Origin of the sequence: Pontivivens insulae (genome assembly GCF_900302495.1) — a bacterium.
GTDB lineage: Bacteria > Pseudomonadota > Alphaproteobacteria > Rhodobacterales > Rhodobacteraceae > Pontivivens > Pontivivens insulae.
The window spans coordinates 243,499-269,994 of sequence record NZ_OMKW01000002.1 but is presented as its reverse complement, the minus strand read 5'-3'; the positions used below and the strand labels follow the sequence as shown (position 1 = coordinate 269,994).

Genomic DNA, 26,496 nt, shown 5'->3' with positions numbered 1-26,496 from the left:
TGAGCCATGGACGAATATATTCGAAGAAAGACTGGAATTGTGCCGCCGGGTCGAACAGGCATTGAAGAAGAACGGGAGTACTTTGCAAGATTGCAACGCGAGGCGCGCATTCCACTGCTAAAACGTTTGTTTCAGCGACGCTGAAGAGAAGCCCGGACATCAATTTTTTCCGGGCCAATCAAAAAAAATGGCGGGAATGTGTCCATGGGCACTGCAAAAGTATCAAAGCCGTGAGATTGTCCGCCTGTCTAAAACAGTTTGGGGCTGAACATGGCTTACTTCGCTGCACTGCTGACAATGATCTCCTACTGCTTTGCGGGCAGCTTTGTCCTGTGGACCGGTCCCCTCGCTATAGGTCTGCCCTTCGCGTTGTTTTGCGTGGCCGCCGGTGGCTGGTTGATGATGCGCGTGCATCGCCGTCAGGTAAAAGACGCATCTGCCATCTGAGCAGGGCTTGCCCGAATCCGGGGCTTGGCCTATCGCGTGCGCATGACAGACACGCTCCATGCCCGCCTCCTCATCATCGACTTCGGCAGCCAGGTCACTCAGCTGATTGCGCGCCGCCTGCGAGAGCTCGATGTCTATTGCGAAATTCATCCCTTTCAGAATGTGACCTCGGCCTTTCTGCAAGAATTTGCTCCGAAAGCCGTGATCCTGTCGGGCGGCCCGGCCAGCGTCATCGATGAAGGGTCACCGCGCCCTCCGTCAGAGGTGTTCGAGTTAGGGGTTCCCGTTCTGGGCATTTGCTACGGCCAGCAGGTCATGATGCACATGCTGGGTGGCAAGGTGGAGCGTGGCCACGGCACAGCAGAGTTCGGGCGCGCCTACGTCACACCAGAGGAGCAGCGCATCGATCTGCTGAAGGGCTGGTTCCTGGAAGAGCGTGAGCAGGTCTGGATGAGCCATGGCGACCATGTCTCTGCCATCGCGCCGGGTTTTGAGGTCTATGGAACCTCGCCCAACGCACCATTTGCGATCACGGCCGATCTCGACCGGAACTTTTTTGCGGTCCAGTTCCATCCGGAGGTGCATCACACGCCGAATGGCAAGACGCTGTATCAGAACTTTGTTGAGCTGGCGGGCTTCACCGGTGACTGGACAATGGGCGCCTACCGCGAAGAGGCGATCCGCAAGATCCGCGCGCAGGTGGGCGATGCCAAGGTGATCTGCGGCCTTTCAGGCGGTGTCGACAGCTCCGTTGCGGCGGTTCTGATCCATGAAGCAATCGGCGATCAGCTGACCTGCGTCTTCGTCGACCATGGCCTGTTGCGGCAGGGCGAGGCGGAAGAAGTCGTGACCATGTTCCGCGATCACTACAATATGCCGCTGATCCATGCAGATGAGCAGGAATTGTTCCTTGGCGCGCTTGAGGGCGAGAGTGACCCCGAAACGAAGCGTAAAACCATCGGCAAACTCTTCATTGACGTGTTCCAAAAGCATGCGGGCGAGGTTGGCGGGGCGAAATTCCTTGCGCAAGGCACGCTGTACCCTGACGTGATCGAGAGTGTGTCATTCTCCGGCGGCCCGTCCGTCACGATCAAGTCCCACCACAATGTCGGCGGCTTGCCTGAGAAGATGGGCCTGAAACTGGTGGAGCCGCTGCGCGAGCTGTTCAAGGACGAGGTTCGCGCGCTGGGGCGTGAGTTGGGCCTGCCCGACAGTTTCATCGGGCGTCACCCCTTCCCCGGACCCGGCCTCGCCATTCGCTGTCCCGGAGAGATTACCCGCGAAAAGCTCGACATTCTGCGCAAGGCAGACGCAGTTTACATCGACCAGATTCGCCGCCACGGTCTTTACGATGAGATCTGGCAGGCTTTCGTTGCCATCCTGCCGGTCCGCACGGTGGGCGTCATGGGCGACGGGCGCACCTATGATTTCGCCTGCGCGCTGCGCGCGGTAACCAGCGTAGACGGGATGACGGCCGACTACTACCCGTTCAGCCATGACTTCCTCGGGGAGACGGCGACCCGGATCATCAACGAGGTTCCGGGCATCAACCGTGTCACCTATGACATCACGTCCAAACCTCCCGGAACGATTGAGTGGGAGTGACGCCGCTTGGATTGTCTGGCCTGACCGACTAAATCGGTTGGGCTGATAGCGGAGCGCCAATGACCACACCGGATCCATCTCAGACCCCGTCGCTGACGCGCCGCCTGCTTGCCGAGAATGCGCGCGAGTATTGGCGTGGCTACCTGCTGGGTTTCGTGTTGCTGACAATCGCCTCCGCGATGACGGCCGCGTCGGCCTGGGTCATGGAAGATGTGATCAACGAAGTCTTCGTTGATCCGGTTCCGGGCCTCGTATTCACCGTGTCCGCAACAGTTGCGGCCATCTTCTTTGTACGTGGCGTCACAACCTATGCGGCCCAAGTCGTGCTCGCACGGATCGGCAACAGGATCGTCGCCAGCTTGCAAACGCGGATGTTTGCGCAGGTCCAGGCGCAATCGCTCGCATGGATCGACAAGCAGGAGATGGGCGACCTGATGGTCCGCTTCCAGCAGGGGGTGTTGTCTGCGCGAACTGCGCTGCAATTACTGATCATGGCAGCGGGGCGCGATATTCTCTCACTCATCGCGCTCGTCGTGGTGATGTTTCTGCAAGATCCGCTTATGTCGTTCTTCGCGCTTTTCGTGGCCCCGCCCGTTGTCTTGGGCATTATGGCTGTCATGAAGCGCATGACCCGCGTGGCGCAGAGCGAGTTCGAGAGCGTCTCGCACCTCACGGGCCTGGTGAAAGAAAGCTATCTGGGCGCCCGCATCGTGCGATCCTTCAATCTGCAGGACAGCCTTCAGGACCGGGCCGATGAGAGCGTGCGAACGGTCCGGCGGCTCAACGACAAGATCGCGCGCTTGTCCAATATCACTTCGCCGGTGATGGATATGCTGGGTGGCTTCGTTTTCGCTGCCGTAATCCTCTATGGCGGCTACCGCATTTCGAACGGCACGCTGGATGCCGGTTCGCTCTTCTCCTTCCTGACCGCTTTCCTGCTGGCTTATGAACCGGGCAAACGATTGGGCAAGTTCAACGTAGACTACCGCAGGCAGATGGTTGGCGTGGCCATGCTGTATGAAGTGCTCGACCAGATCCCGGATGAAAGCGAGCGGGGCAATGGCGCGCTGCCATTGGGTGAGGGAGCAATCACATTCGACAGCGTTTCATTCTCCTATGGTGAAACGCGGGTCCTGGATACGCTCACCCTTGAGATGCCAGCGCAACGGGTTACGGCCCTGGTTGGTCCGTCCGGTGGTGGAAAATCGACCGTACTTGCCATGATCGACCGTCTGTATCGCCCCGATGAGGGTACGGTTCGAATTGACGGTGCCGACATTTCCACGGTCAGCGCGTCAGAGCTTCGCTCCGAAATCGCGGTCGTCGGGCAGGATGCCTTTCTCTTCGATCTGACCGTCAGCGAAAACATCGCAATGGGGCGAGCGGGAGCGACGCAGGCAGAGATTGAGCAGGCCGCACGTGACGCCAACGCTCACGATTTCATCATGGCCCTGCCCGGCGGCTATGATGCACGGGTGGGTGAAGGCGGCGGGCGACTGTCAGGAGGTCAACGCCAGCGCATCGCAATCGCCCGCGCAATGCTCAGTGATGCACCAATCCTGCTGTTGGATGAGGCGACGTCCGCGCTCGACACCGCCTCGGAGCAAAAGGTGATGGAGGCGATTGACCGCCTGATGCAAGGCAGAACGGTCGTTGTCATTGCGCATCGATTGTCGACCATCCGAAATGCCGATCTGATCCACGTGATCGAAAGCGGCCAGCGGCGCGAAAGTGGCACGCATGAAGAATTGCTGTCGCGCGATGGTCTCTATCGCCAACTTCACGACATTCAATCTGGTGACTGACGCGTGCCGGTATCCGTTCAAGTGTCGGGACATGACATTGAGGGATACCGGGCTTGCGCAGTGGCGCATTAACTTCCCTGACGGGACCGCGCCTATGTTTGCTCGGCGATATCGGCCCGACATGTGCGCCTGGACGCGCGGTATTCTGCGGTCATCAGGGACTTGACCGAAACCGTGCTCCAAGAGGTCGTCCACCAAACGGGGGCTGAGGTAGTGTGGCAGGTGACCTGTCACAATCGGTAAATCTTTAGGTTTTCTATCGCAATCACCCGAACGGGTGATTGTGCGTTTGGCTGCCGAGAAACAGAACGGACCCGGCAACCGCAGAGTGGGAATTCTTTGCTACCGCAGGGAACCGATTGATCGCTAGGGTGGCGAAATGACGACGAAAGACACCACATCCATTTTCACGCGCTGGCAGCTTCTGAGCTTTGGCGTGCTGACCACGCCCCTCGCCCTTGCCGGGTTCACTCTGGTTTTCTATCTGCCCAATTTCTATGCGCTGGAGATGGGACTGGGGCTGACGGCCGTGGGGTTGGTACTGGCCCTTGGGCGGGTCTTTGACGTCATAACAGATCCATTGATTGGACATTTTAGCGACCAGACCCGCGGACGCACCGGCCCTCGCGCACCCTGGATCTTACTGGGTGCACCGATATTCGCGCTGGCAGTCTGGCTGTTCCTTGCACCACCCGAAGGCGCGGGATTGATATACCTCATCGCCGTCTCGGGTCTGTTCTTTTTGACCTACACGATTGTCGATGTCCCCTACTCATCGATTGGATTGGAAATCTCGCCCGATCCACATGAACGCTCGCTGTTGGCCAGCTCTAAATCCCTGTTTCAGATTGCCGGTGCATTGGCGGCATCGCTTATTCCACTGGTGTTGGGAGCAGCAATGGGCCTGTCGCTCAAAGTCATCGCGGCCACCGTCATCGTGTTGCTCGCCGTCGGACTATTCACCCTGTTCCGCTTCGTCCCGGCGATACGAGAACCGAATGCGGAGCCCCGCCTTTCACTTTGGAGCGGTTTGAGATGGCTTTGGACGCGTCCGCAATATCGCAGCCTGATCGGCGCGTTCTTCATGGTTCAATCGGCGAATGCGCTGACCGCCGGGCTGACCGTGCTCTATGTCACACATGTGATTGGCGCGCCTGAACTGATTGGCGCGTTCTTCCTGATCATCTTCACGTCCACGGCCCTATGCCTGCCTGTTTGGTTGTGGATTGCCCGGCGGCAATCGAAGCGCGCCGCATGGATCACGTCCCTCATCGTCTGTAGCGCCGCTTTGGCGGTGGTGCCATTTGTCGGGGCGACCGGCATTGCAGGATTTGCGATGTTTTGCGTGATCCTTGGCGGAGTGTTTGGATGCGATGCCATCATGCCGACGTCTATGCTGGCTGACATCATTGGCAAGACCGACGGCAGCTCACGGACCGGCGCGACAGCCCTGGCCGTCAAAAACGCAGTCTCGAAACTCACCTTCGTGGTCCCAATGGCAATTGCCTTTCCCCTGCTCGATCTGGTCGGTTTCCAGGAAGCTGGCGAAAACACGCCAATGGCGCTGAGCGTTCTAACGATCTTCTTTGCGGGTGTTCCTGTCGCAATCCGACTGCTGACCGCATTTGTCGTTTGGCGGGCACCGCTCAGCACACAGCATCTGACAGGATCGGGTTGAGGTGCTCGACGTCGCCAATCCCTTCGATGATGTCGGTTTGCGTGAAATCCGCGCCGAAGAAGCACGGCTGTTGAAGGCGCGGGCCGGTGGGTCGGCCCGCATGCTGATGGTTGTTGTTCTGCTCGCTGCGCTGTTGTTGCTGTTGAGCGGACGGTTCAGCTTGGCCGTCCTATGGCTCTCCGGAACCAGCGCCATGGTCGGCGTGACACTTCTCTATGCCCGTTTCGTGCAACCCGAAGGCATCACACAGGAAAGTGCAGACCGGTATTTGAATGGTCATGCGCTGGTGACGGCATGCACCGGATTGGTCTGGTCCTCGTTTGCTATTTTCATTGCGATGACCGAAGGCCTATTGGGCGCCTTTATCGCAGGCTTGTTTCTAACGGGCCTCACCACCGGTGGCGCGATGGCGGGAACCGTGTATCGCCCAGCATATCTGGCGCTGCTCTTCTGCTCCATCGGGCCATTTACGATTGCGCTGCTGGTGCAGCCGGACGTCATCACAAAAGTCTATGGCTGCTTCATGCTGGCCTATATTGCATTCTGCTATATCACCAATGAGCAAGCTAGCCGCCGCACGCGGGAGACAATCGTATCAAGCCTGGGCCGAGACGCCGCCGAACAGATCATCGAACAAGCAGCAGAGATTGACCGGCTGAACGAACAGCGCGCCCGATTCATGGCCTCAATCTCTCATGACATGGCGCAGCCGATCATTGCCCAACGACATTTCCTGCGCCAGTTGCGCGACGCGGGGATCGCACCCGAACAGCACATCCTGTTGGAACGGATCGAGACAGTGCAAAGCTCGCAAGAGCGTTTGCTGCAAGACTTGATCGGGTTCAGCCACCTGTCGCAAAAATCCCTGTCCGTCAGCCCGGTCCTATTCGAAATATCAGCGCTGTTCGAACAGGTGGACGCGGAGTTTGCGAGGCCAACCGCACAGGCGCAGCAAAGCCTTACATTCGAGCCGACTGATATTTCGTTGTTCGCGGATCGCCATTTCCTGCATCGCATCCTTCGAAATTTGATCACCAATGCGAATAAATACGCTGGACCAGATGCGGCGATCCGGCTGAGCGCCATTCAGAATGAAGATCAACTTCAGATCGAGGTGAGCGATACCGGTCTTGGAATCGCAGCAGCAGACACCGCGCGAGCCTTTGATGAATATGTTCGATTGTCCAAGGGGGATGAACCCGGCTTGGGTCTTGGCCTCGCCATCAGCCAGCGACTGGCAGACGCGATGGACGGTAGTATCGAGATGAGCAGTACGCCTGGCGACGGCGTAACAATTCGTATTGGCCTTCCGATGCGCGCCGCCCCTTCTGCCATGCCAGGCACGACGCCACTGATACTCATCATTGGACCGGTACATCGTCCGGATATCGGGTCTTGGTCAGAACTGATTTCGGGCTGGATGTGGCAATTTCTTTGCGCCGGGTCGCTTGATGAAGCTCTGGCTCTCGTGGAACAAACGGGCCTCACGCCGGACATTGTCATTCTGGACGAAGACCTGCCGACCGACGCTCGCATTCAAAAATTTAAGGTCCTGCAAATCGGAGACGATGCTGGGCTCCTGCCCCCTTTGAACCCTGAGGCCATCCGACAGACGCTTGTTCGCGCCTTGCGTTAGATCAGCGCCAACTCGCGCGCCCGCTGGACGACCGCGGTTCGGGTGTGGGCGTCAAGCTCCCGAAAGATTGCTTTCAAATGGGTTTTGACGGTGTTCTCACTGATGAAAAGGCGATCAGCGATCTCACGATTGCTCGCACCTTCTGCGAGCAAGGCCAAAACAGATAGCTGTCTTGGACCCAATTGGGGCTGAGCCAGCACCGCATCATCGGGGCGCGATTTCTTGTCGGCCTGCCCTTCAGTCAGATGCAATTGCAAAGCTTCGACCAGCTCAGCCTTGCCAACTGACTTATGAAGGAACCCTACGGCGCCCACGCTTTCTGCATTCGCACGCATTGCGGTATCCGCCGAGGCCGATAAGACCAGCACAGGCACACCAGGCGCCTTTGATCGCAGTGCAGAAATCAAAGCCAAGCCGTTCAGGTCCTTCATCGTCAGATCTGTGACAATCAAGTCAAATGGCGCGCCTTGTGAAAGTGCGGTGAGCAGATCCAGTCCCGAGAGGAAGGGGACGACCTCGCCCAATTCGGGCACATCCTGCAACAGCCCGACGACACCGTCCAAGAACAGCGCGTGATCATCGACAATAGCAATTCTGGCCTGCATCTGCGTGCGGTCCTGATGTCCATCCCTTTGCCCACCTGACCCGAAGATGGGTCCGGTGCCCAGCGGATTCTGAACAACCCTCATGTTTTTCCACGAGGCAAAAGACGAAAGCGCATCGAACGTTCACATATGTCGGCACCTCAACCACGCCATTGATCCCCGTCGGGTGAGCGTGCGAGGTTGCGCCAATCGAGGAGGCTGCGAATGAAACTTGAATTTCACCACATCAATTTCGTTTCCGAGGATGTGGAGCGGTTGCACACCTTCTATACAGGGGTGCTGGGCCTCGAAGACATCCCCATGAGCGAGTTTCCCAGAACGGAGAAGAGCGGCAATTCGGGATATGAGGGCAAGATCCGCTTTGCAACAGACGGTGGAATGCAAATGCATCTTGCAGAGCGCAACCTGACCGTCGCATTCGACAATGGTCAGGTCATCAATCCAGTGGATCGTGGGCATATCGCTTTTCGCACGGATGACATTCAGGCCTTCCTCGCGCTGCTGGACGCCCACTCGATCCCATATTCAGACTATGGAACGGCCTTTGCCAAGAACTGGCATCAAGTGTTCTTTCAAGACCCCGAAGGCAACGTCGTCGAAGTGCATCAAGAGGTGCACACGGACTAACCGCAGATCTCCACCTCGTTGGCGGGGACATTTTGGCAGAGCGCCTCTTGCGTGATCCAGCCTGCGCGCACGACCCGATCGAGGTTGTCGCGCGTGATCGGCACAGGCTCAAGGAACATCGCACTCATCACCGTGCCGGACGGGGACGTCCAGTCATCGGCATAGATGATATTTTCCAAGGAGACCCCATCCGCCAGGATCACCGCGATCTTGGCTGCCGCATCGCCCAGATCCCGGCTGTCCTTCCACACGGACACCGTCTGCGTGCCCAGGGCAACGCGGTTTAGTGCAGCATGGTCCCCATCCTGACCAGAGACCGGCAAGCCGTCCAATCCCTGCGCCGCAAGGGCGGCCACAACGCCACCAGCGGTACCGTCATTTGAGGCGACGACGGCATCCACCGCATTGTCCTCTGCTGTTAGGATCTGCTCCATGTTGCGCTGCGCATTCGCGGGAAGCCAACCATCAGTATAGGCCTCTGCGATTATGTTAACGTCGCCTGAACTGATCGCCTCCTGAAGAACTTCTTGCTGACCGGTCCGCAAGAAGTCAGCGTTCGGATCTGTCGGAGATCCTTTGATCATGACGTAATTGCCCTCAGGCTGGGCTTCCAGTATCGCGCGGGCCTGCATGCGCCCGACCTCGATATTGTCGAACGTTAAATAGAAAGCGCGTGGATCTTCGATCAAACGGTCATATGCGACGACAGGTATCCCCTCATCAACGGCCAGTTGAACGGCAGGTCCAATCGAGGATGCATCTTGTGCAAGAATGATCAGCGCATCAGCACCTTGAGCGATCAGGGATTCCACATCGGAAAGCTGCTTTGACGCTGACGATTGGGCATCTGCCGAGATGTATTGAGCACCGGCGGCCATCAATCCTTCGATGATGGCCGCCTCGTCCGTGCGCCAGCGCTCCTCTTGGAAATTCGACCAGCTCACCCCCACGATGAGCTCCTCCGCTGCGGCGGGAAGGGCGAGACAGAGGGCGGTTGTAACTCCGAAGACAAGTTTTGCTGACACGACGATCTCCCTTTGATCCGCTCTTCGAACGGATCGGAGCGGCTCGCAATGTAAGACATCAATAAGTTTGCGAGTCAAAATTAAAATGACTCTGATTGCACCCAAATCGGTTTGAATATAGCTGTCGGCGCGCCTTATCTCGCTCTGATGCGTATATTTTAGGCGAATCGCGCGCCATTAAATCCAGCGTGTGAATTTATTTTTCGGAAGCTGAAACCAATTCAAAACGAAGTCTAGACGACGTATTCCCGATTGACCTTCAGCCAACCGGATGTGCAAATGAACAATAGATTTCAAGAGGTTCATATCATGCGCGCGCAACCCAGAGGCTCTCACTTCATCAACGGAAACTTTGTGGAGGACGACGCCGGAAATCGCTTTGAGAGCGTTTATCCGGCGACGGGAGAGGCAATCGCCTCTTTGACGGGTGCGACAGTAAAAACCGTGGACCTCGCTGTGCAAGCAGCAAAGGCCGCACAGCCCGCTTGGGCTGCACTGTTGCCGGTGGAACGGGGACGAATTCTGCAGCGGGCCGCTGCACTGATCCGAGAACGAAACAGGGAACTCAGCGAACTGGAGACCCTCGACACCGGCAAACCTCTTCAGGAAACACTGGTTGCGGATGCCGCGTCCGGCGCGGATAGCCTTGAGTATTTCGGTGGTTTGGCTGCCGCTGTGACAGGGCAAATGATCGAATTGGGCGGTTCGTTTGCTTACACGCGTCGCGAACCGCTGGGCGTTTGCGCGGGGATCGGGGCATGGAACTACCCGATTCAAATTGCCTGCTGGAAAGCAGCGCCTGCCCTCGCGACAGGCAATACGATGGTGTTCAAACCCTCGGAAACGACCCCCCTGACAGCACTGAAATTTGCGGAAATTCTGCAGGAAGCAGGATTGCCGGACGGCGTTTTCAACGTGGTGCAAGGGTTCGGGGAGACTGGCGCCGCCTTAACGAACCATGATGATGTCGACAAAGTTTCGCTCACCGGCTCGGTTCCTACAGGCAAGCGCGTGATGGCGACGGCAGCCGAGACGATCAAGCATGTCACGCTCGAGCTTGGCGGAAAGTCGCCGCTCATCGTCTTTGAAGACGCCGACATCGAGAATGCGATCGGGGCTGCGATGGTTGGTAACTTCTATTCGTCTGGTCAGATCTGCTCAAATGGCACGCGGGTCTTTGTGCACTCTTCCATTCAGGATCAGTTCCTCAAGCGCCTCAAAGAGCGGACAGAGGCTATCAAGCTGGGCGACCCACTCGACGAAAACACGCAGATGGGCCCCCTCGTCTCAACGGCTCACGCAGAAAAAGTGTTGGACTATCTGGACATCGCGCGGGCCGAAGGTGCGCATTGCATCACCGGCGGTGCGCGCACAATTGTGGCTGGTTTTAAACACGGCATGTTCGTGGCCCCAACAGTGTTCAGCGGAGTGACCGACGACATGCGCATCGCGCGTGAAGAGATCTTTGGCCCGGTGATGTCTGTTCTAACTTTCGAGACAGAGGACGAGGTCGTGGCAAGAGCAAACGACACCCAATTCGGCTTGGCCGCTGGTGTCTTCACCAAAGATCTTGCCCGAGGGCACCGCGTCGCTGCCGCATTGAAGGCTGGCACATTGTGGATCAACAATTACAACCTAACACCGGTTGAGATGCCGTTTGGAGGTGTGCGTCAGTCTGGTATCGGTCGTGAAAACAGCGCCGCTGCGGTCCAGTTCTACACTCAGGAGAAGGCGATATATGTCGAGATGGGTGATGTGGACGCTCCCTATTGAGCTGTCCGCAACGACCTCGACACCTCCCGCTGATCAGAGATTAGCCCCTGCAACTGCTGGCGCAGCGCTTCGGTCGCGGCAAGCAGGTCCCGCTCCACGGCTGCACCGGAGGAGTTCTGCGTGGTGGGCGCAACAGTGGCCCGTGCTGGTTCTGGTTCAGGCAGAGTGGACGCCTCCACCAGATCGAAGTCGTTCGTTTGATCACGAATTAAGCCGAAGGACGCTGCGCTCTGAAGGAATGCGGCCCTTCGCGGATTATCTGCCAGCGGCTCAACCAACACGATAGCCGGTGTTGGAAGGCCGGCCTGCAACAGGATTTCCGCAACATGGAGCCTGGCATCGGCCCCACTGGCATCCCGGCCGAGTTCGGCTGCGTAGCTCAGCGCAATCGGAACGTAGTCGGGATCGCTCACAATGCCGGTTGTGAGGGTGGCCGCGATGATCTCCCCTCGGTCGGCTTCGACCAGATGACCCTGCTCGAACGCGTCTTCCATGGTTTCAAAGGCCAGCGCAATTCTGCCGCTCTTCGCGAGGGAATGAATGACCAGTCTCAGCAATCGGTTCCCAGCAGCTGATCCTGCCAAAAGCCGCATCGCCGCCTGGGCATCGATCAGCAGTCGATCCTCAGTAACCGCGCCTATCTGCAAAATGACTTCCAGCAAACGGGCAAGTGCATCGGGCATCACAGCGGATCGGCCGGCAGCAAGATCATGCAAGAGCGGGAGCGCCTGATCGACCGCCCCGCGCTGGATAAGCCCCTCAGCAACTAGCAATTTCGCAAGCGGCGCTTGCTGCACGCCTGATCGCTGCAGCTGAGCGGCAACGCGGTCAAATCGCTCAAATTCACGTCGCTCAAGCAACGTCTCAAGCACCCTTGGGCCAATGAGACGTCTGAAGTAGGGATCCGTTTGGCCAAGTGACCCAATTGCCAGATCAACCTCTGTATCGGACAGCATATCTCCAGCCGCGAGGCGCCAGAGGAGTGCGCCGTCGCCGCAAATATTGACCTCAATGTCGCCACGGACTGTCGTGCCATCAAGCACATCAGCGAGATACAATAACTGTTCCGCTCGCTCTCCGAAGCTAGCCAGCAGCAAGCGAACTTCGTCCGTCAGGCCGAGGTAGAGCAGGTCGTACCCAAGCATCACCAAACGCGATGTATCAACGCGATCAAATTCCCTAACGATCTGCGCGAGCCCGGCACGAGCATCTAGAAGTCGGAGATCGGGGGATACCTCTTCAGGGATCGCTACAGGATCGGCACATTCCTGATGCAAATGCAGATCCGTTCGCGGCAAGACGCGTAGCGGCGCATCGTCAAACGTCACATCTGTGCTTGCGGTGGCGGGCTCACGGAGGGTTATCCGCCCAGCACGATCCGCAATTGAGAGTTCACTGAGCAATGCATTTGAGAGATCCGTTCTCTCCTGCAATGTCATCCCATCATTGGCGTTGCCGGGGTCTGCCAATGCCCCAACAGCCTCAGAAAGCTGAGATGGTGGAACAGCCAGAGCAACCCTCGGAGGGGATGTTCCAACGTCAAGGATATCGATCACGACGGCATTCGTTAGATCCGACGTCCAGATCGAACAGTCGCAAGCAACCTGGAAAGTTATTTCCCGCCCAACACTGCGGATTTCCGCCACCCGTCCACCATTGAGACGGCGCACAAGGTTCGCGATGTCAGCTTGCGTCAGATTAACCGGGCTGATCGAAACGACGTCATTGCGTCTTTCGATTTGAAGCGTTCCCGCAGTCTGACCGGTTGCGACCAACCGAGTGAAGCTGTCATGTTCACCTGCCTCCAGCGTGATTTGCGCGGCGGCATCAGACGCGAAACCACATAGCAGCATGAAGATCCATAGGAATTTCATGCCGCTTTGCCAGGCGCATTGCGAAGTGCTTCATCGAGTTCATCGAACAACGGACGCAGATCTCGCGGGGTGTTCTGCCGGCCGATTTCCACGCAGATGTTGGGTGCGTGACCGTGAAGCGCTGCAACAAGCACCTCCTTCACGAGAAGGTAGAGGGAATTTTCCTGCTCCTTCACTGCTCGCACCTTTGCCGCAAACGGACCGACAAATGCGTAGGACAGGAAGACTCCCAGAAATGTCCCGACAAGCGCTCCACCGATCATTTTCCCAAGGACCTCAGGCGGTTGATCAATGGACGACATCGTTTTGATCACGCCCAAGACAGCCGCGACGATTCCGAGGGCGGGAAGCCCGTCCGCCATGACCTGAAGGGCATGCGCACTTTCCAAGGAGTGATGGAGCCGCGCCTCAAGCCGCTTTTCCAGAACTTCTTCCACCTGATGCGGATCATCGTAGTTCAGAGTCTGGGCGCGGAGCGTGTCGCAAATAATTTCGACCAATTCGCCATCTGCCAGCAGGCGGGGATAGGCGTTGAAAATCGAACTCTCCTGCGGTTGCTCGATATGCTCCTCTAGCTCGGCCGGGTTTTTCTTGGCCACCCGCAAAAGAGCAAAGAGCAAGATGAGCAGGTCGGCATAGTCCTCCTCCCGCCAGCGACTGCCACGGAAAACGCGCCCAAGATCACTGAGTGTCTGCTTGATGAGCTGGCTGCTATTGGCAATGATGAACGCGCCAACCGCGGACCCACCGATGATCATCAATTCGTAGTGAAGCGACCCTAGAATTACGCCGAATTTGCCCCCGCTCCACAGGTATCCACCGAATACCATGACAAGCACGACGACAATGCCGATGACGCCTGTCATTGGCCTGCTCCTGCATTGCGGCCCGCCAAGACAACCGAGATCGCGTACGCGCTCTCCGTCGGCAAGGCTGACAAAATATCTGCAGCCGCCTCTGGTTGCATCCGTCCTAAGAAACCAGCTGCGAACCGTGGCTCCATTTGTTCGAACAGCGCCGCACTGGTGTCCGCCTTCATGTTCTCAAAAACGGCTGTCAGCCGGGCAATATCGTCCTCAGCGCCGACGTCAACACGGGCCAATGTCTGCGCAAGCCGCTCCTCAGCTGCCGCGAGTTCTGACAGTCGGGCTTCGAGTTGGGCCTGCGCCGATTCAACCGCCTGCTCCCGCTCGGAGAGAGCCTCCTGCCAACCCGACAGCTCCGTCTGGCGCACGCGGATCGCTTCGAGCAAGGCCGAGCTCTCTTCACCATCCTCCACCACACTGACATTGGCCTGCGCAGGTGCCACCCAGTCGCGTGCCAATGGCAACAGGCTGTTCGCAAGATCGGGGAGACGGGCGCCGGCAGGTACCGCAAGAACAAGTGCGATGAGCAAGAGTGCACGAGACTGTGCCATCACCGCATCGCCTTATAGATGTCTCGCAAGTCCGATCCTGCCTGCGGCCTGGCCGCAACCGGGCGGCTTTCACCCGATTTGCTGTCATGCACAGTGGCCAGAAGCAGTTCCAAGCGGCCTGCCGCACGTTCCGCTCTTGCGGTTTGCGCCACAAGCTCCTCCTGCATCTGCGCGCCAGAGGTTTTTGCTTGGCGCACTGTGTCCTGCAGCGCACCGCATTGTTTGGCCAGGGTCGCGATTGATGCGCCCATGCCGTCATCCAATCGCTGCAAGCGTGACAATTTTCGGGACAAGACACAGCAATAGATTGCAGCAATCGTTGCTGCGAGAACGGTTGCACCATTCAATATAAGCTCCATCAATCTGTACTCCACTATGCGAGGATGAATTCGGTTATCAGCAGGTCGCGTACGCTTTCGGGCCCCAAGATCAGCTCAACCCGGCGCATCATCTGCGCGCGTAAGCGGAACATTGCGGATGGATCTTCAAGGTCGGTCGGCCGCACCGCGCGCAGATAGGTGATCAGCACGTCACTGATGCGCGGCAGCAAATACTCCGCCTCCGCAAGCCGATCTGGATGTATGTCGAGCGTTGCTGCGAACCTTAGATGGGGTTTTGGCGCATCTGGCCCCAGTGACACGACAACCGGCGGAATCGGAAGAAATGCTGCAGTCGTCATCGGAGCGGAAGTATCCGCTTCGGTACTTTCGACATCGGTTTCCACCGGCGATTCTGGCGGGTCAGCCAACAACTCCAACGGGTCGAAGAAGACTGCCGCGAACCCTATGCCCACGCCACCGATGAGCCCAAACAGCAATGGGACCATCGCCCGCATTGGACGCTTTTTGACACCTTGGCCATTCTCAGAATCAGTATCGCTCATACCGATCAGCTAACCGACTGCAGACTAACCAATTGTTAAGTCGGACGATCTATCTCTCGCCTCAGCGCAGAAAAATGTCGCGCAGTTACGCTTAGGAGAATCCCGGTGCAAAGCCTTATCAACTCATTTGCCTCTTTGAACCGGAATCGTCAGATCGCCAGTGGTCTGGCTGCTGTCGCAATTTTTGCACTGATTTTGACGATGCTTCGCGTCGCATCCTCACCGCAGATGGAGCTTTTGTATGCGGGCCTTGACCCAATGGCTGCATCTGGCGTCGTCACTGCGCTAGAGGTCGAGGGCGTACCGTTAGAGGTCCGTGGCAGCGCAATCTATGTTCCAGCATCAGCACGGGATCGTGTGCGCATGAATCTGGCGGGGCAAGGCCTGCCAGCATCGGGAAACGCTGGCTATGAGCTGCTCGATTCGCTCTCGGGATTCGGGACGACATCGCAAATGTTCAATGCAGCTTATGCGCGTGCGCAAGAAGGCGAGCTGGCCCGGACCATCGCGTCATCACCCGACGTGCGGGCGGCAAGGGTGCATATTTCGCAGCTTGCCGAGGGACCGTTTGATCGGGCGGCGACATCTAGCGCCTCCGTTACACTCACCATGGCAAGTGGAAGGGTTACTGGAAGCTATGCGGATGCAGTGCGGCATTTGATTGCCTCCGCGATCGCGGGTGTGGAACCGGAAAACGTGGCTGTCATCGATGCAGAGGCCGGGCAACTTGTCGCCCGGGATGCCGAGGTCGACACCTTTATGGTGGATCATCGTGCATCCGCGATGCGCCAAAATGTCGAGCGCCTTCTTGAGGCGCGCGTTGGCCAGGGACGCGCAATTGTTGAGGTTTCACTAGAGGCCATCACCGAAGCCGAAACAATCACAGAGCGTGTGATTGATCCCGATAGCCGCGTTGCGATTTCGTCAGATATTGAAGAGGATCTCGAAAACAGCGCTGGCGGTGCCGCGGGGGCGGTCACCGTCGCAAGCAACCTTCCCGATGGAGACGCAGCCGGGCAGACTGGCGAGAACAGGCGAGAGCTCACCCGTACCCGCGAACGGACGAGTTACGACGTGTCCGAGGTGCTGCGCGAGCGCGTCCGACCACCGGGGGATATCCGCAGGCTGACAGTTGCGGTCCTCGTCGATGGCGTGCGCGGCATTGGGGCCGACGGCAATTCCGTATGGGAGGCCAGAAGCCCGCAAGAGCTTCAAGTGCTGGCAGATCTTGTGAAATCTGCAATCGGCTTTAGCGAGGAGCGGGGCGATGTCATCACCCTTCAAAGCCTGCAGTTCCCCGAACCGCCTGATGTTGGGACTGAAATCACCAGCCCTGACTACTTGTCGACCCTACCGGTCGCGCTTCTCGCACAGCTTGGCGTGCTGGGTCTGGTGGCCATCGCATTAGGGGTCTTTGTTCTGCGCCCCCTCCTTACGCCGCGCAATGCCGACGTGAATGTTCTCGAAACCCTCGGCCCGAACGTACTTCCGACACCGGAACCGGCGCCAGCATCGCTCTCCACCGAAGATCAACAGGTCGAGCAGCCAACAGATACCCTGAAAAAACAAGTTGCGGAACGGGGCGGTGACGCAACCGCGCTGGTCAAGTCATGGATCGACTCTGACATGATTGCGGAGTTGAAGACATGAACTTGCGCACTCTGCATCTCGTCGACTTTGAAGCCACTGATGACGCGCAAAGGCCCGAACCCAGTCCGAACAAGACGACTGTGGCCGAAAAATCCTATGAGGAGGGTTTTCGCGACGGCGTCGCCCGCGCAACCGAGGGCGCAAATCAGCAATCCCAGCAGATCCTGGCCGGTGTGAGCGAGGCTTTACAGGATCACGCGCTGCTGCTGGCAGCGCAGCGCACCGAAAATATAAACCAGATGCTCGAACTGCTCGAAGCGATGCTGGACACGTTATTTCCTCCTTTGCTGGCCCGTCACTATGGGGAAGTGATCGGCGCCACCACGCAGCAAATTTTGACGCGCTGCCACAACGATTCCATCACCGTCCATGCAAACGCAAAGCAGCTCAAAGGTCTCGCCGCGCATCTGCCTGAAGGGATTGCGGCAACACCCGACAATACACTTGGTCCGGCGGAGGTACGCATCACGGCGGACAAGCGTTGTTTCCAGATCAATACGGATGAACTGATGACCGAATTGCGCAGCGCCGTTCTCGCGCCCGCAGCAACAAATGACAGAATGGCGGCACATATATGACAGCGCTTGACGATACATCCGATCATGTGACGGCATCGACCCCCAACAGGACACCCCGCGCCTTTCAGGGTGTGCCAATCGAAGTCATCGTCAGTGTCGGCAAGGCACGACCGATGATCTCAGATCTCGTAAAGCTGCGCCGGGACGCGGTACTCGCACTAGATGCTGGTCTGAACGATCCCGTCGAGCTCTATATCGGGGACAGGCTCATCGCACGCGGCGAATTGCAAGAGAGCGAGGACGGCACCGGCCGACTGGCAGTGCGCCTTACTGAAGTGGCGGAGATGCGCGATGGCGGTTGACCTGCGGCGGGTCCTTACAGTTTGCGTATGCCTGATGGCAATTTCGATGGCCGCGCCTGCTCACGCGCAGAGCCTTTCACTCGATCTGGGAGAAGGCGGTTCCGTCAGCATGCGGACGATCCAGCTTTTCCTGATCGTGACAGTGCTCAGCCTGGCGCCGGGTCTTGCAATCATGCTCACATGTTTTCCCTTTATGATCATAGTATTGTCTATGCTTCGGCAAGCAATTGGGGTCCAGCAGGCCCCTCCAAATATGTTGCTGGTCAGCTTGGCGTTGTTCCTTACGTGGTTTGTCATGGAACCTGTCTTTGCCAAAGCTTGGGCAAACGGCCTGCAACCCTTCAGCGAAGGTCAGATCGAGATTGATGAGGCGTTCACCGCAACGCTGGATCCGTTCCGTGTTTTCATGTCCGGGCGCGTAGACCCCGGAACACTAAGTATTTTAGCCGACGCTAGGGGAGAGGCCGGGATAGCTGACCTGGCAAATCCGCCGCTCGATCTGCTGGTTCCATCATTCCTGTTGGGCGAGGTGCAGCGAGGGTTCGAGATTGGGTTTCTGATCTTCATCCCGTTTCTGGTGATTGATCTGGTGATTGCCGCGATCCTGATGTCGATGGGCATGATGATGGTCCCCCCTGCAATCGTCTCCATGCCTTTCAAACTCGCCTTCTTTGTCCTGGCGGATGGCTGGGCTTTATTGGCGGGTGCTTTGGTCGGTGGTTATGCAAACTGACCGCCAAATTGCCCCGCCCCCTCAGGAAACCCGGTTGGGAGCACGACCGCCTGCAGTGCAGGCTGAGCTTTCGCGCACGCAAAAAGCATCAATTGTACTGGCCGTTCTGGGCCCGGATGCCGCAGCACCCATTCTGAAGGAACTGACGGCAGCGCAACTGCAGCGGTTTGCCTTGGCCATCACCGGTCTGCGACAGGTGCCCAACGCCGTTCTCGAAGATGTAATCACCGAGTTTCTGGAGGAACTGGCCGGCAAACGCGACCTCACCACCGGTACAGAGATTGCGCGGCAGCTTCTGGGGCAGGTAATGGATGACGCGGAGGTGTCGCGTCTGCTCGATCGTCTGAGCGCGCCGACCGAGCGAATGGTCTGGGACCAACTCGGCGCTATGCCACCGCCCAATCTGGCCCGGATTTTGCAGGTCGAACACCCTCAGACGATTGCAGTTATTCTGAGCGAATTGCGCGCGTCGGAAGCAGCTGCCGTGCTCGAATATATCGAACCTGAAATCGGTCAGCGCGCTGTATTGCGGCTGTCGCGTCCACCACGCCTCTCACCCGACGTGTCGGCAATATTATCGAAAACGCTTGAGGAAAACCTGCTCGCTGACATGCGAGACAAGCTATCCGTGGCCAAACCGGCAGATATGATTGCGGGGATGATGAACAATCTCTCGAGCAATGTCCGCGCCTTGATGCTGGAACGCCTGTCCGATGAGACTCCGGATCTGTCCGCGGAAGTTCAAAAGGTCATGTTTACCTTCGCCGATATCGCCAAACGCGTGGCAGAGCGTGACGTCAGCCAGATTGTGCGCAGTGTGGATGAGGACACGTTGCTAACCGCACTGAAAACATCCGACGACATGCGACTTGCCACGACACCGTTCATCCTGGGCAATATTTCGAAGCGGCTGGCAGAACGGTTTGCAGAACAGATCGAACAGTTGGAGGAGGTGCCTCAAAAGGCCGGCGAACAGGCGCAGGCCATCGTCATCGCCGCGATTCAAAAGCTGGCGCAGGATGGGGAGATCACTTTGATCGACCCCCATGCCTGAACCCTACCGACCTCAGGCGACCGCGCGCGACAGCGCACAATGTGACCACAAATCCGTCAATGCGCGTACCAAATGTTCCAGATCGGCGTCGGTGTGCAATGGGGATGGTGTGATACGCAAACGCTCCGTCCCTTTGGGCACTGTGGGATAGTTTATGGGCTGCACATAGATGCCCCATTCATCCATCAGCATGTCCGAGATCATCTTGCACTTCACCGGGTCCTTCACCATCACCGGGATGATGTGCGAGGGGTTGGGCAGGTGGGGAATGCCAACCGCATCCAGTTGCGCCCGCAGTTGCGCCACGCGACGGGCCTGTTGCGCCCGCTCGAACCGGCTGACCTTCAGATGGCGGATCGACGCTGTGGCACCGGCCGCGACCGCAGGCGGCAGGGCTGTTGTGAAGATAAAGCCCGACGCAAAAGACCGAATGAAATCGCAGAGCGCGGTCGAGCCCGTGATATAGCCGCCCATCACGCCAAACGCCTTGCCCAATGTGCCTTCGATCAGGGTGATACGGTCCATCAACCCCTCCTGCTCCGCCACACCGCCGCCACGCGGACCGTAGAGCCCAACCGCATGGACCTCATCGAGATAAGTCATCGCCCCGAACTCATCCGCGACGTCGCAAATCTCCGCAATCGGTGCGATATCGCCATCCATGGAATAGACGCTCTCAAAGGCGACAATCTTGGGTGCATCCGGATCACATTCCGCCAACTTCCGTCGCAGATCTTCGGGATCATTGTGGGTCCAGATCTTCTTGTTAGCCCGCGAATGCCGCATGCCTTCGATCATGGAGGCGTGGTTCAGCGCATCTGAGAGGATCACCGCGCCTGGCAGGCGCGCACCCAGTGTTGAAAGGGCTGCCCAGTTGGAAACGTAGCCAGAGGTGAAAAGCAACGCATCATCCTTGCCGTGCAAGTCAGCAAGCTCCTGCTCCAGCAACAGATGATGGTGATTTGTGCCGGAGATGTTGCGGGTTCCACCTGCCCCTGCGCCACACTCGCGCAAGGTCTGCTCCATCGCTGATAGGACCTTATCATTCTGCCCCATGCCAAGATAATCGTTCGAGCACCAGACAGTGACGTCCCTCGTCTCTCCCTCATTTCGGTTGGTCGCCCTGGGGAAACTGCCGCAATGGCGTTCGAGGTCGGCGAAGACGCGATAGTTGCCCTCTTGCTTCAACGCATCGAGCTGGTCTTGGAAAAGCGCTTCAAAATCCATGTCGGTCCTCGCTTGGTCGTGTTCTTGTCGTGGGGGCGTCCTGACGCCCGGTTGTTTCCATCAGCGCCAGCATCCAGCGCCAAAGTTTTGCGTCCTGCAGCGGCAGAACCATCGCCCAGTGTTCGAGAGCAGCCAGCGCGGTGAGCGCTGCCAAAAGCGTGAACCCTATCTCATGAGCACCCTCGAGCGCTATCACGCGCTCAATGAAACATCCTGTCGCCAGCGTCATAACTGTGATCGCGACGGGGAAGAGTGCGTTCATCGGAGCCACGCGGAAATGGCTTCCAAGGTGCCGCATTGGCGCGGGCAAAAATTCGAAGTTGATGTTGGGGACTCCCAGATAGACGTTCAGCTTTGCGCTGATCCGGGCGAAAAACAGCACCGCAAACGTCCAAAGCCCAAAACTGTTCGGTTCATTCCAAACCAGAACGCCCAGCAGCAGGAGAGAGCCGAGCAGAGCAATCTCCGAATAAGCGATCGTGCCCCATGCTCGGATAAAACGCTCCCATTCTGGTACGTTTGGAGGGCACGGCCGCATATGTGGTCCGGTGATAATCCCGGTTAAAAAAGCGAGTTCAAACCATCCCCAAACCGCCAACGCGCCAAGGAACCCGGCATAGACGTGCGCAACGCTGGTTCCACCTGAACCCGCGATCAGCGCCCACCACCCACCGGCCAGAAAAGGCAAGCACAACAACGTCGCCCGCAAATGCGCGCGCCCGCCCAGACGGTCGGCCAGCCGCACGAGCACCAAAATCGCGCCGGTGGAAAACCACCACGCGAAAATGGCCACAAGGGCGGCTATGCCGACAGGGCCCAGCATCAATAGGCAGGCTCCAGCCGGGTTTGCACGGGAACCGTGTGTCTTTTGACAGGGATGGTGAACAGTCCGATGAACGCCAGTGCCGCGCGGGCCGAGCCGCCCGCCTTGCCCCAGATACGCGCCAAACCGGTCTTTTTCTCTGCTGCGGCAAGGTCAACATTGGCCCGTTGCAGACGCTCCAACGTTGGCTGCCACCGGGGATGATCAATGTCGAGCGTGATCGGGAAGACCTGCTTTGAGATATCGGAGGTCTTCTTGAACACCTCATAGGCGTACCAATCGGGATCGACGCCAAGCGCTTTGTGGAATTCGGGACGCTGATGATCACGCACATACATCGTGCCGTAGACCGCGGTGAGGAAAAACTTGATCCACCACACATTCCGACCCGATGTCAGCTTTGGATCGGTCTTCATCAACAGCGCAAAGGCCTCACCATGAGAAAACTCGTCATTGCACCATTCCCGGAACCATTTGAAAATCGGGTGGAAGCGGTGCTGCGGATTTTCCTCCAGATGACGGAAGATGGTTATATAGCGTGCATATCCAATCTTTTCCGATAGATAGGTGGCGTAGTAGATGAATTTCGGCCGGAAATAAGTGTACTTCTTCTTCTGGGTCAGAAAGCCCAAATTGACCGAAACCCCGGCCTCGCGCAGCGCATCGTTGATGAAGCCCGCATGCCGTGCCTCGTCCCGCGCCATCAGCTGGAACAGCGTCACGATGTCATCATTTGAACCGCGCCGCTTCATCTCCTTGTAAAGCACACAGCCCGAAAATTCAGCCGTGCAGGAGGAAACCAGGAAGTCGATGAACTCGCGTTTCAGCGCGGGCTCCATACCCTCCCAATCCACGTGGTCCCAGTCTTCGTTCTTTTTGAAGTGGCCCTTGTTCGGATCCGCCTTCATCTGACCGATCAGCTTGTCCCAATCCTCCCGGACGGGGGACACGTCGATGGCATCCATCTCGTCAAAATCGGTGGTGTAAAAGCGCGGCGTCAGCAACGTGTTCTGCATCGCGAGCGCGGTTGCGCCCTCGCTGTCGACCACGGCGCCCTGATTGTCGGCGGCCAGCGCTTCCTCAACCGTGCTGGCATCGGCGGAATGTGTCGTCTGGATGTTCATGTCAGCACCTCGTCAGAGAAGCTGAACTCGCACAGCTCCATGAACTCGAAATCGCCTGTCAGGCGCGTCCAGAGGCGTTCGATTGCACTGGCACGGATTATGACCGCAGTCCGATCCTCGCTTACAACCTCGCCATAGGGCGCCATGATCTCTGGGCCGAGCACCTGAACCTCATCGCCCGGATAGACGACTGCACCGTTGTTGAACCGAACATGTGCCGACAGTTCCTCAAAGCGGTGCGACACCACGACGGTGCAGGGCGCGTCTTCCCTACGTCTGGTGAAAACTCCCATTTTCAGTCTCCTTCCCTAGCCTTGTTCCAATGCCGTTGCCGCACGCAGCAACCGGTCGAAAGCTGCAGTGTTGTCCACACCGAAGCCCAACAGTTCCACGCGCCACCCAGAGAGGTCATCGCGCAGCCCAAGACGCCCATCCGCAAAGCGGACGATGCGCACCGGCGCATCCGAGGCGACGTCGAATTTCAAACGCTCGCGGGCCATCGCACGGGTCACACCGGCAATGAAGCCGCCCTCCTCCGCGCTGAGGTCGGCCACCAATTCGCCGTTCGTGTTGAAGACCCGCGCCGCGCCACTCATCTCTGCGAAGATGCGCACGGTCTGTTCCTCAACCACTTCGATTTCGGGCCATTGAGACACGAGCGGCTGATCGGTGACCCGCGCGTAAACTGCGATGCCAAGACAGGCCGCGAGCAGCAGGCCGACCGCCCGGATCAAAATGCGGGGCACCATTTCCCGGTCTTCGCGCATCTGTTGAGATGTCATTGCCATCGTCTTCACTCCGCCGCGACGAGGGCATTGTCGCCCTGCGGCTGCGTCTGCTGAATCAGCTGTGTCTGAGCCGCATCAGCCAGCAATTCCGCAACCATTTGAGCGTTTGGAATAGATCTCAGCGCTGGCTGTGTTGGCGCGAACCGCCAAGGCCGCACATGGGGCCAGCACACCAGATAGCTCAACCGCGTTTGCCCCATCGTGCTCAACGCGATTGTCCCGGTGCCGTCACGCTTTTGCGACAGATCCGCCGAACCGATCCAGCGGTATGGCAGGTTCAGCGTTACGTTCAGCGCCGCCCCGATCCGCATCGCGACACGCTTATTCGTGATCGTATAGACCGTGGCCCGCGCCTGAACGATGGCGATGACCAGCAAAATGGCGCAGGCGATTGCACCGAGAATGAGAAAGGATGAACCAGAGGCAAGCGCCCCGCCCCATCCCAGCTCTGGCGCGACCACCACGGCGCGCCAAAGGCACAGGACCACAAAATACCCCATAACCCAGTAGAGGTTGAGCGCATCACGGGCCAACGCCCACGCATTCGGTGCGCCCTGCCACAGGATGCGCTCCCCCTCTGGGGGCGTTTCGGGCAGGCCGTTTACCGGCTCGATCTCGAAATCATCATGGGGCATGGGCGCGCCTTTCGGTCAGAGTTGCGGGGCCTGGCGTGCCGGATCAGCGTAGAGCTTGCCGCCACAGTAGTAGGCACAGATCTTCTCTTCCTCGAGCATGGTGACCTGAGCATCCGCTGCCGTGCGCGGGATACCTGCGAACTGAGCACCGTAGAGCGAATGGATGCTGACCCGGTTGGATCGAATGCGTGCCAACGGCATTGGCACCAGCACTTTGCCACCGGTCTCAAGCTCTGCTTCCAGATACCGGACCAGCTGCTCAGGCTCATCAATCCACATATCGGTCACGGTGCCGACGACAGCACCATCTGCGGCCTGCACAGGCAAACCACGCGGATCGCGGCCAAAGGAGATCGAAAACGCCTCGGCCAAGCGCATGGGAATGATCTTGGGGTGACCTTTGCCATCCAGCTCCGGCACATCGCGGCGCGGAGCCCAGCTTGCCGGACCAACACCATCAGCCATCGGATCGCCTGTCGGCTCGAAGGGCATGCCCTCAGCGTGACCGGTGCGGGCCAGAACCTTGTCCATATCATCCCGCTCGGGCTGACGCTCGGGGATGGATTCACCACGCCCATGGGGCAGCTTGAAAGTCTTCTCTGGCAGTGGCGGAAGCAACGCGACAGCCGCGCTTTCTTGCTCATCATCATTGACCAGCGGATAGCCTTCGCGCTGATTTTCGCGCTGAAGATAGATCACGAGACCGGCGAAGAAGATCCAGAACAGGTAGAGAGCAACCTGCGCGAAATCTATGTTTCCAACGATTGTATCAGTCATTGGTCAGTCCTCCCATGAAGGGTTAGCTGGGGAATTCCGCGAGGCCGATGCGGCCACGCTCCCCTGTGGTGGTTGAAAGAGTCGGACGCGCAACCAGCGGCCCGATAGCGATAAGCGTTATGAACAGAAGTCCGATTTCCGCATGATAAACAAAGGAGTACCCAGTCGCGGGCGTGTTGAGTACATCGCCCAGAGCGCCGGCCCTCGCCGCCTGATCAACAATGTCGCGTAAGCCACCACCCAGCGCGATGCCAAGGCCCGCAGCCGTTGCCTGTGCCGCACCCCAGGCGCCAAGTGCCAAGCCGCGACCGGCCAGGCCCTGGACCGGCATGTTCATAGCAGCGGTGAGCGTGGCAACTGCAAACAGGCCCGCACCCAAACCGATGCCCGCAGCACCGGCAAAATAGAGCGCCGCGATCTGCATCGGCTCAGCAAAGATAACCAAAGAGAACGCCGCAATCCCAATCATGACCCCGCGGGCTGCCATCCGTTCGGGCGGCAAACCTGCGGTGAGCCACCGTGCGGCAAGGCCAAAGCCGATCAGCGCGCCAAAGGCCCACATCGCAGTCAAAACTGTTGTCGCGGCAACGCTTAGGCCCAGGATTTCTCCGCCATAAGGCTCCAGCAGCACGTCCTGCATTGAAAAGGCGAGTGTTCCCAAGGCCACGACCGCGAGAAGCCGACCCGCCTGACCACCCGCGGCATAGTCACGCCACGCGTCCGCAAATCCGGGCCGCGGCTGTGCCCGCTCTGCCGCAGTTGTCGGGCGCATCCGCTCCTGCTTCCAAAGGGCCAGAAGGTTGAGAACAATGGTGACAACCGCAGTGCCCTGCACAACCTGGATGAGCCGCAGTTTCGAAAAGTCAGCGAGCAGGCCACCAACGATCAGGGCCGAGACACCCATCCCGACAAGGAACATCACATAGAGCAGTGAAACGACGCGTGCGCGCGTGGCATCATCCGCCTGATCGGCCGCCAGCGCCAATCCGGCGGTTTGTGTCATGTGCAAGCCAAGCCCGGTCATCAAGAAACAAAGCGCGGCCAATGCCTCGCCCGCCCAGGCCGGGCCAAGTGTCTGGTCTCCGGAAAGTACAATCAATGCAAAGGGCATGATCGCAAGTCCGCCAAACTGCCAGAGCGTGCCAAACCAGATAAAGGGCACGCGCCGCCAACCGATTGCGGAGCGGTGGGTATCGGAGCGGAACCCGAGCAACGCGCGGAACGGTGCCACAAGCACTGGCAGCGCCACCATGATCGCGACGAGCCACGCCATGACGCCAAGCTCCACGATCATCACCCGGTTCAATGTGCCAAGCAGCATGACACTCGCCATGCCGACGCTCACCTGAAACAGAGACAGGCGCAGAAGACGCGTCATCGGCAACCCTTCGGATGCCGCATCCGCGAAGGGAAGCAGGTTCATTCCGAAT

The 26,496-nt window shown here is 58.4% G+C and carries 28 protein-coding genes; 13 read left to right on the top strand and 15 right to left on the bottom strand.

Annotated elements, in window-relative coordinates; translation table 11 throughout:
- Nucleotides 1–6 precede the first annotated feature (6 nt).
- The 6 genes from POI8812_RS17645 (at nucleotide 7) to POI8812_RS06645 (ending at nucleotide 7,171) form a co-directional block, all read left to right on the top strand.
- Nucleotides 7–144, top strand: a complete 138-nt coding sequence (locus tag POI8812_RS17645) for a hypothetical protein (RefSeq protein ID WP_162844938.1) — start codon at nucleotides 7–9, stop codon at nucleotides 142–144.
- Between the two features lie 126 nt (nucleotides 145–270).
- Nucleotides 271–447 (top strand): hypothetical protein, encoded by a 177-nt coding sequence (locus POI8812_RS17640; protein ID WP_162844937.1) that lies wholly within the window; start codon nucleotides 271–273, stop codon nucleotides 445–447.
- 42 nt (nucleotides 448–489) lie between these two features.
- A complete protein-coding gene (gene guaA / locus POI8812_RS06660) occupies nucleotides 490–2,052 on the top strand; it encodes a glutamine-hydrolyzing GMP synthase (RefSeq protein ID WP_108782500.1) in 1,563 nt (520 codons plus the stop codon).
- Nucleotides 2,053–2,111: 59 nt separating this feature from the next.
- Nucleotides 2,112–3,857 carry an ABC transporter ATP-binding protein gene (locus POI8812_RS06655; RefSeq protein WP_108781778.1) on the top strand — a complete coding sequence of 582 codons (1,746 nt, stop codon included), beginning with the start codon at nucleotides 2,112–2,114 and terminating at the stop codon, nucleotides 3,855–3,857.
- Nucleotides 3,858–4,236: 379 nt separating this feature from the next.
- Nucleotides 4,237–5,535 (top strand): MFS transporter, encoded by a 1,299-nt coding sequence (locus tag POI8812_RS06650; RefSeq protein WP_108781777.1) that lies wholly within the window; start codon nucleotides 4,237–4,239, stop codon nucleotides 5,533–5,535.
- A gap of 1 nt (nucleotide 5,536) precedes the next feature.
- On the top strand, nucleotides 5,537–7,171 hold the full coding sequence (locus tag POI8812_RS06645; RefSeq protein WP_108781776.1) for a sensor histidine kinase: 1,635 nt from the start codon (nucleotides 5,537–5,539) through the stop codon (nucleotides 7,169–7,171).
- Here POI8812_RS06645 and POI8812_RS06640 read toward each other — a convergent pair.
- Entirely contained in the window at nucleotides 7,168–7,860 is a 693-nt protein-coding gene (locus POI8812_RS06640) for a response regulator (protein ID WP_108781775.1), read from the bottom strand. The two genes, POI8812_RS06645 and POI8812_RS06640, sit on opposite strands and share 4 nt — an antisense overlap.
- Nucleotides 7,861–7,980: 120 nt before the next feature.
- Between POI8812_RS06640 and POI8812_RS06635 the strand changes: the two genes are divergently transcribed.
- Nucleotides 7,981–8,403, top strand: coding sequence for a VOC family protein (locus POI8812_RS06635; protein ID WP_108781774.1), 423 nt, complete (start codon nucleotides 7,981–7,983; stop codon nucleotides 8,401–8,403).
- Here the strand turns inward: POI8812_RS06635 and xylF are convergent.
- A complete protein-coding gene (gene xylF / locus POI8812_RS06630; protein ID WP_108781773.1) occupies nucleotides 8,400–9,428 on the bottom strand; it encodes a D-xylose ABC transporter substrate-binding protein in 1,029 nt (342 codons plus the stop codon). The two genes, POI8812_RS06635 and xylF, sit on opposite strands and share 4 nt — an antisense overlap.
- A 309-nt stretch (nucleotides 9,429–9,737) precedes the next feature.
- Here xylF and betB point away from each other — a divergent pair, with 309 nt between their 5' ends.
- On the top strand, nucleotides 9,738–11,201 hold the full coding sequence (gene betB, locus POI8812_RS06625; RefSeq protein WP_108782499.1) for a betaine-aldehyde dehydrogenase: 1,464 nt from the start codon (nucleotides 9,738–9,740) through the stop codon (nucleotides 11,199–11,201).
- Here betB and POI8812_RS06620 read toward each other — a convergent pair.
- From POI8812_RS06620 to POI8812_RS06600, 5 genes are read right to left on the bottom strand one after another with little or no spacing between them, the layout of a single operon-like run.
- Nucleotides 11,195–13,075, bottom strand: coding sequence for a hypothetical protein (locus tag POI8812_RS06620; RefSeq protein ID WP_108781772.1), 1,881 nt, complete (start codon nucleotides 13,073–13,075; stop codon nucleotides 11,195–11,197). The genes betB and POI8812_RS06620 overlap by 7 nt on opposite strands.
- The gene (gene motA, locus POI8812_RS06615; protein ID WP_108781771.1) at nucleotides 13,072–13,941 is read right to left on the bottom strand and encodes a flagellar motor stator protein MotA; all 870 of its coding nucleotides are present in this window, start codon (nucleotides 13,939–13,941) and stop codon (nucleotides 13,072–13,074) included. The genes POI8812_RS06620 and motA overlap by 4 nt, the downstream gene beginning before the upstream one ends.
- Complete coding sequence (locus tag POI8812_RS06610; RefSeq protein ID WP_108781770.1) at nucleotides 13,938–14,492, bottom strand: MotE family protein; 555 nt, start codon at nucleotides 14,490–14,492, stop codon at nucleotides 13,938–13,940. Before POI8812_RS06610 ends, motA begins: the two co-directional genes overlap by 4 nt.
- Nucleotides 14,492–14,851 carry a hypothetical protein gene (locus POI8812_RS06605; protein WP_108781769.1) on the bottom strand — a complete coding sequence of 120 codons (360 nt, stop codon included), beginning with the start codon at nucleotides 14,849–14,851 and terminating at the stop codon, nucleotides 14,492–14,494. The genes POI8812_RS06610 and POI8812_RS06605 overlap by 1 nt, the downstream gene beginning before the upstream one ends.
- Before the next feature lie 14 nt (nucleotides 14,852–14,865).
- Nucleotides 14,866–15,375 carry a flagellar basal body-associated FliL family protein gene (locus POI8812_RS06600; RefSeq protein ID WP_108781768.1) on the bottom strand — a complete coding sequence of 170 codons (510 nt, stop codon included), beginning with the start codon at nucleotides 15,373–15,375 and terminating at the stop codon, nucleotides 14,866–14,868.
- A 105-nt stretch (nucleotides 15,376–15,480) separates the two neighbouring features.
- Here POI8812_RS06600 and fliF point away from each other — a divergent pair, with 105 nt between their 5' ends.
- From fliF to POI8812_RS06575, 5 genes are all read left to right on the top strand, one after another.
- Nucleotides 15,481–17,025, top strand: a complete 1,545-nt coding sequence (gene fliF, locus POI8812_RS06595; RefSeq protein WP_162844936.1) for a flagellar basal-body MS-ring/collar protein FliF — start codon at nucleotides 15,481–15,483, stop codon at nucleotides 17,023–17,025.
- An 80-nt stretch (nucleotides 17,026–17,105) separates the two neighbouring features.
- Nucleotides 17,106–17,603 carry a FliH/SctL family protein gene (locus POI8812_RS06590; RefSeq protein WP_146186132.1) on the top strand — a complete coding sequence of 166 codons (498 nt, stop codon included), beginning with the start codon at nucleotides 17,106–17,108 and terminating at the stop codon, nucleotides 17,601–17,603.
- Nucleotides 17,600–17,905: a FliM/FliN family flagellar motor switch protein gene (locus tag POI8812_RS06585; RefSeq protein WP_108781765.1), complete on the top strand. Its 306-nt coding sequence runs from the start codon at nucleotides 17,600–17,602 to the stop codon at nucleotides 17,903–17,905. Before POI8812_RS06590 ends, POI8812_RS06585 begins: the two co-directional genes overlap by 4 nt.
- The gene (fliP, locus tag POI8812_RS06580) at nucleotides 17,895–18,638 is read left to right on the top strand and encodes a flagellar type III secretion system pore protein FliP (RefSeq protein WP_108781764.1); all 744 of its coding nucleotides are present in this window, start codon (nucleotides 17,895–17,897) and stop codon (nucleotides 18,636–18,638) included. Before POI8812_RS06585 ends, fliP begins: the two co-directional genes overlap by 11 nt.
- Before the next feature lie 34 nt (nucleotides 18,639–18,672).
- Entirely contained in the window at nucleotides 18,673–19,692 is a 1,020-nt protein-coding gene (locus POI8812_RS06575; protein WP_162844935.1) for a flagellar motor switch protein FliG, read from the top strand.
- A gap of 12 nt (nucleotides 19,693–19,704) precedes the next feature.
- Here POI8812_RS06575 and hemA read toward each other — a convergent pair whose 3' ends face one another.
- Genes hemA through POI8812_RS06535 form a run of 8 tightly spaced genes read right to left on the bottom strand, consistent with a single transcriptional unit; the run spans nucleotide 19,705 to nucleotide 26,489 of the window.
- Nucleotides 19,705–20,919, bottom strand: coding sequence for a 5-aminolevulinate synthase (gene hemA, locus POI8812_RS06570; protein ID WP_108781762.1), 1,215 nt, complete (start codon nucleotides 20,917–20,919; stop codon nucleotides 19,705–19,707).
- The gene (gene puhE, locus POI8812_RS06565; protein WP_108781761.1) at nucleotides 20,909–21,742 is read right to left on the bottom strand and encodes a putative photosynthetic complex assembly protein PuhE; all 834 of its coding nucleotides are present in this window, start codon (nucleotides 21,740–21,742) and stop codon (nucleotides 20,909–20,911) included. The genes hemA and puhE overlap by 11 nt, the downstream gene beginning before the upstream one ends.
- Entirely contained in the window at nucleotides 21,742–22,866 is a 1,125-nt protein-coding gene (acsF, locus tag POI8812_RS06560) for a magnesium-protoporphyrin IX monomethyl ester (oxidative) cyclase (RefSeq protein ID WP_108781760.1), read from the bottom strand. The genes puhE and acsF overlap by 1 nt, the downstream gene beginning before the upstream one ends.
- The gene (locus POI8812_RS06555; RefSeq protein ID WP_108781759.1) at nucleotides 22,863–23,159 is read right to left on the bottom strand and encodes an O2-dependent cyclase accessory protein; all 297 of its coding nucleotides are present in this window, start codon (nucleotides 23,157–23,159) and stop codon (nucleotides 22,863–22,865) included. The genes acsF and POI8812_RS06555 overlap by 4 nt, the downstream gene beginning before the upstream one ends.
- Before the next feature lie 15 nt (nucleotides 23,160–23,174).
- Nucleotides 23,175–23,654: a photosynthetic complex assembly protein PuhC gene (puhC, locus tag POI8812_RS06550; protein WP_108781758.1), complete on the bottom strand. Its 480-nt coding sequence runs from the start codon at nucleotides 23,652–23,654 to the stop codon at nucleotides 23,175–23,177.
- A gap of 5 nt (nucleotides 23,655–23,659) precedes the next feature.
- The gene (gene puhB, locus POI8812_RS06545) at nucleotides 23,660–24,289 is read right to left on the bottom strand and encodes a photosynthetic complex putative assembly protein PuhB (RefSeq protein WP_108781757.1); all 630 of its coding nucleotides are present in this window, start codon (nucleotides 24,287–24,289) and stop codon (nucleotides 23,660–23,662) included.
- A gap of 15 nt (nucleotides 24,290–24,304) precedes the next feature.
- Nucleotides 24,305–25,066, bottom strand: coding sequence for a photosynthetic reaction center subunit H (puhA, locus tag POI8812_RS06540; protein WP_108781756.1), 762 nt, complete (start codon nucleotides 25,064–25,066; stop codon nucleotides 24,305–24,307).
- Between the two features lie 22 nt (nucleotides 25,067–25,088).
- Nucleotides 25,089–26,489, bottom strand: a complete 1,401-nt coding sequence (locus tag POI8812_RS06535) for an MFS transporter (RefSeq protein WP_108782498.1) — start codon at nucleotides 26,487–26,489, stop codon at nucleotides 25,089–25,091.
- Between the last annotated feature and the right edge of the window lie 7 nt (nucleotides 26,490–26,496).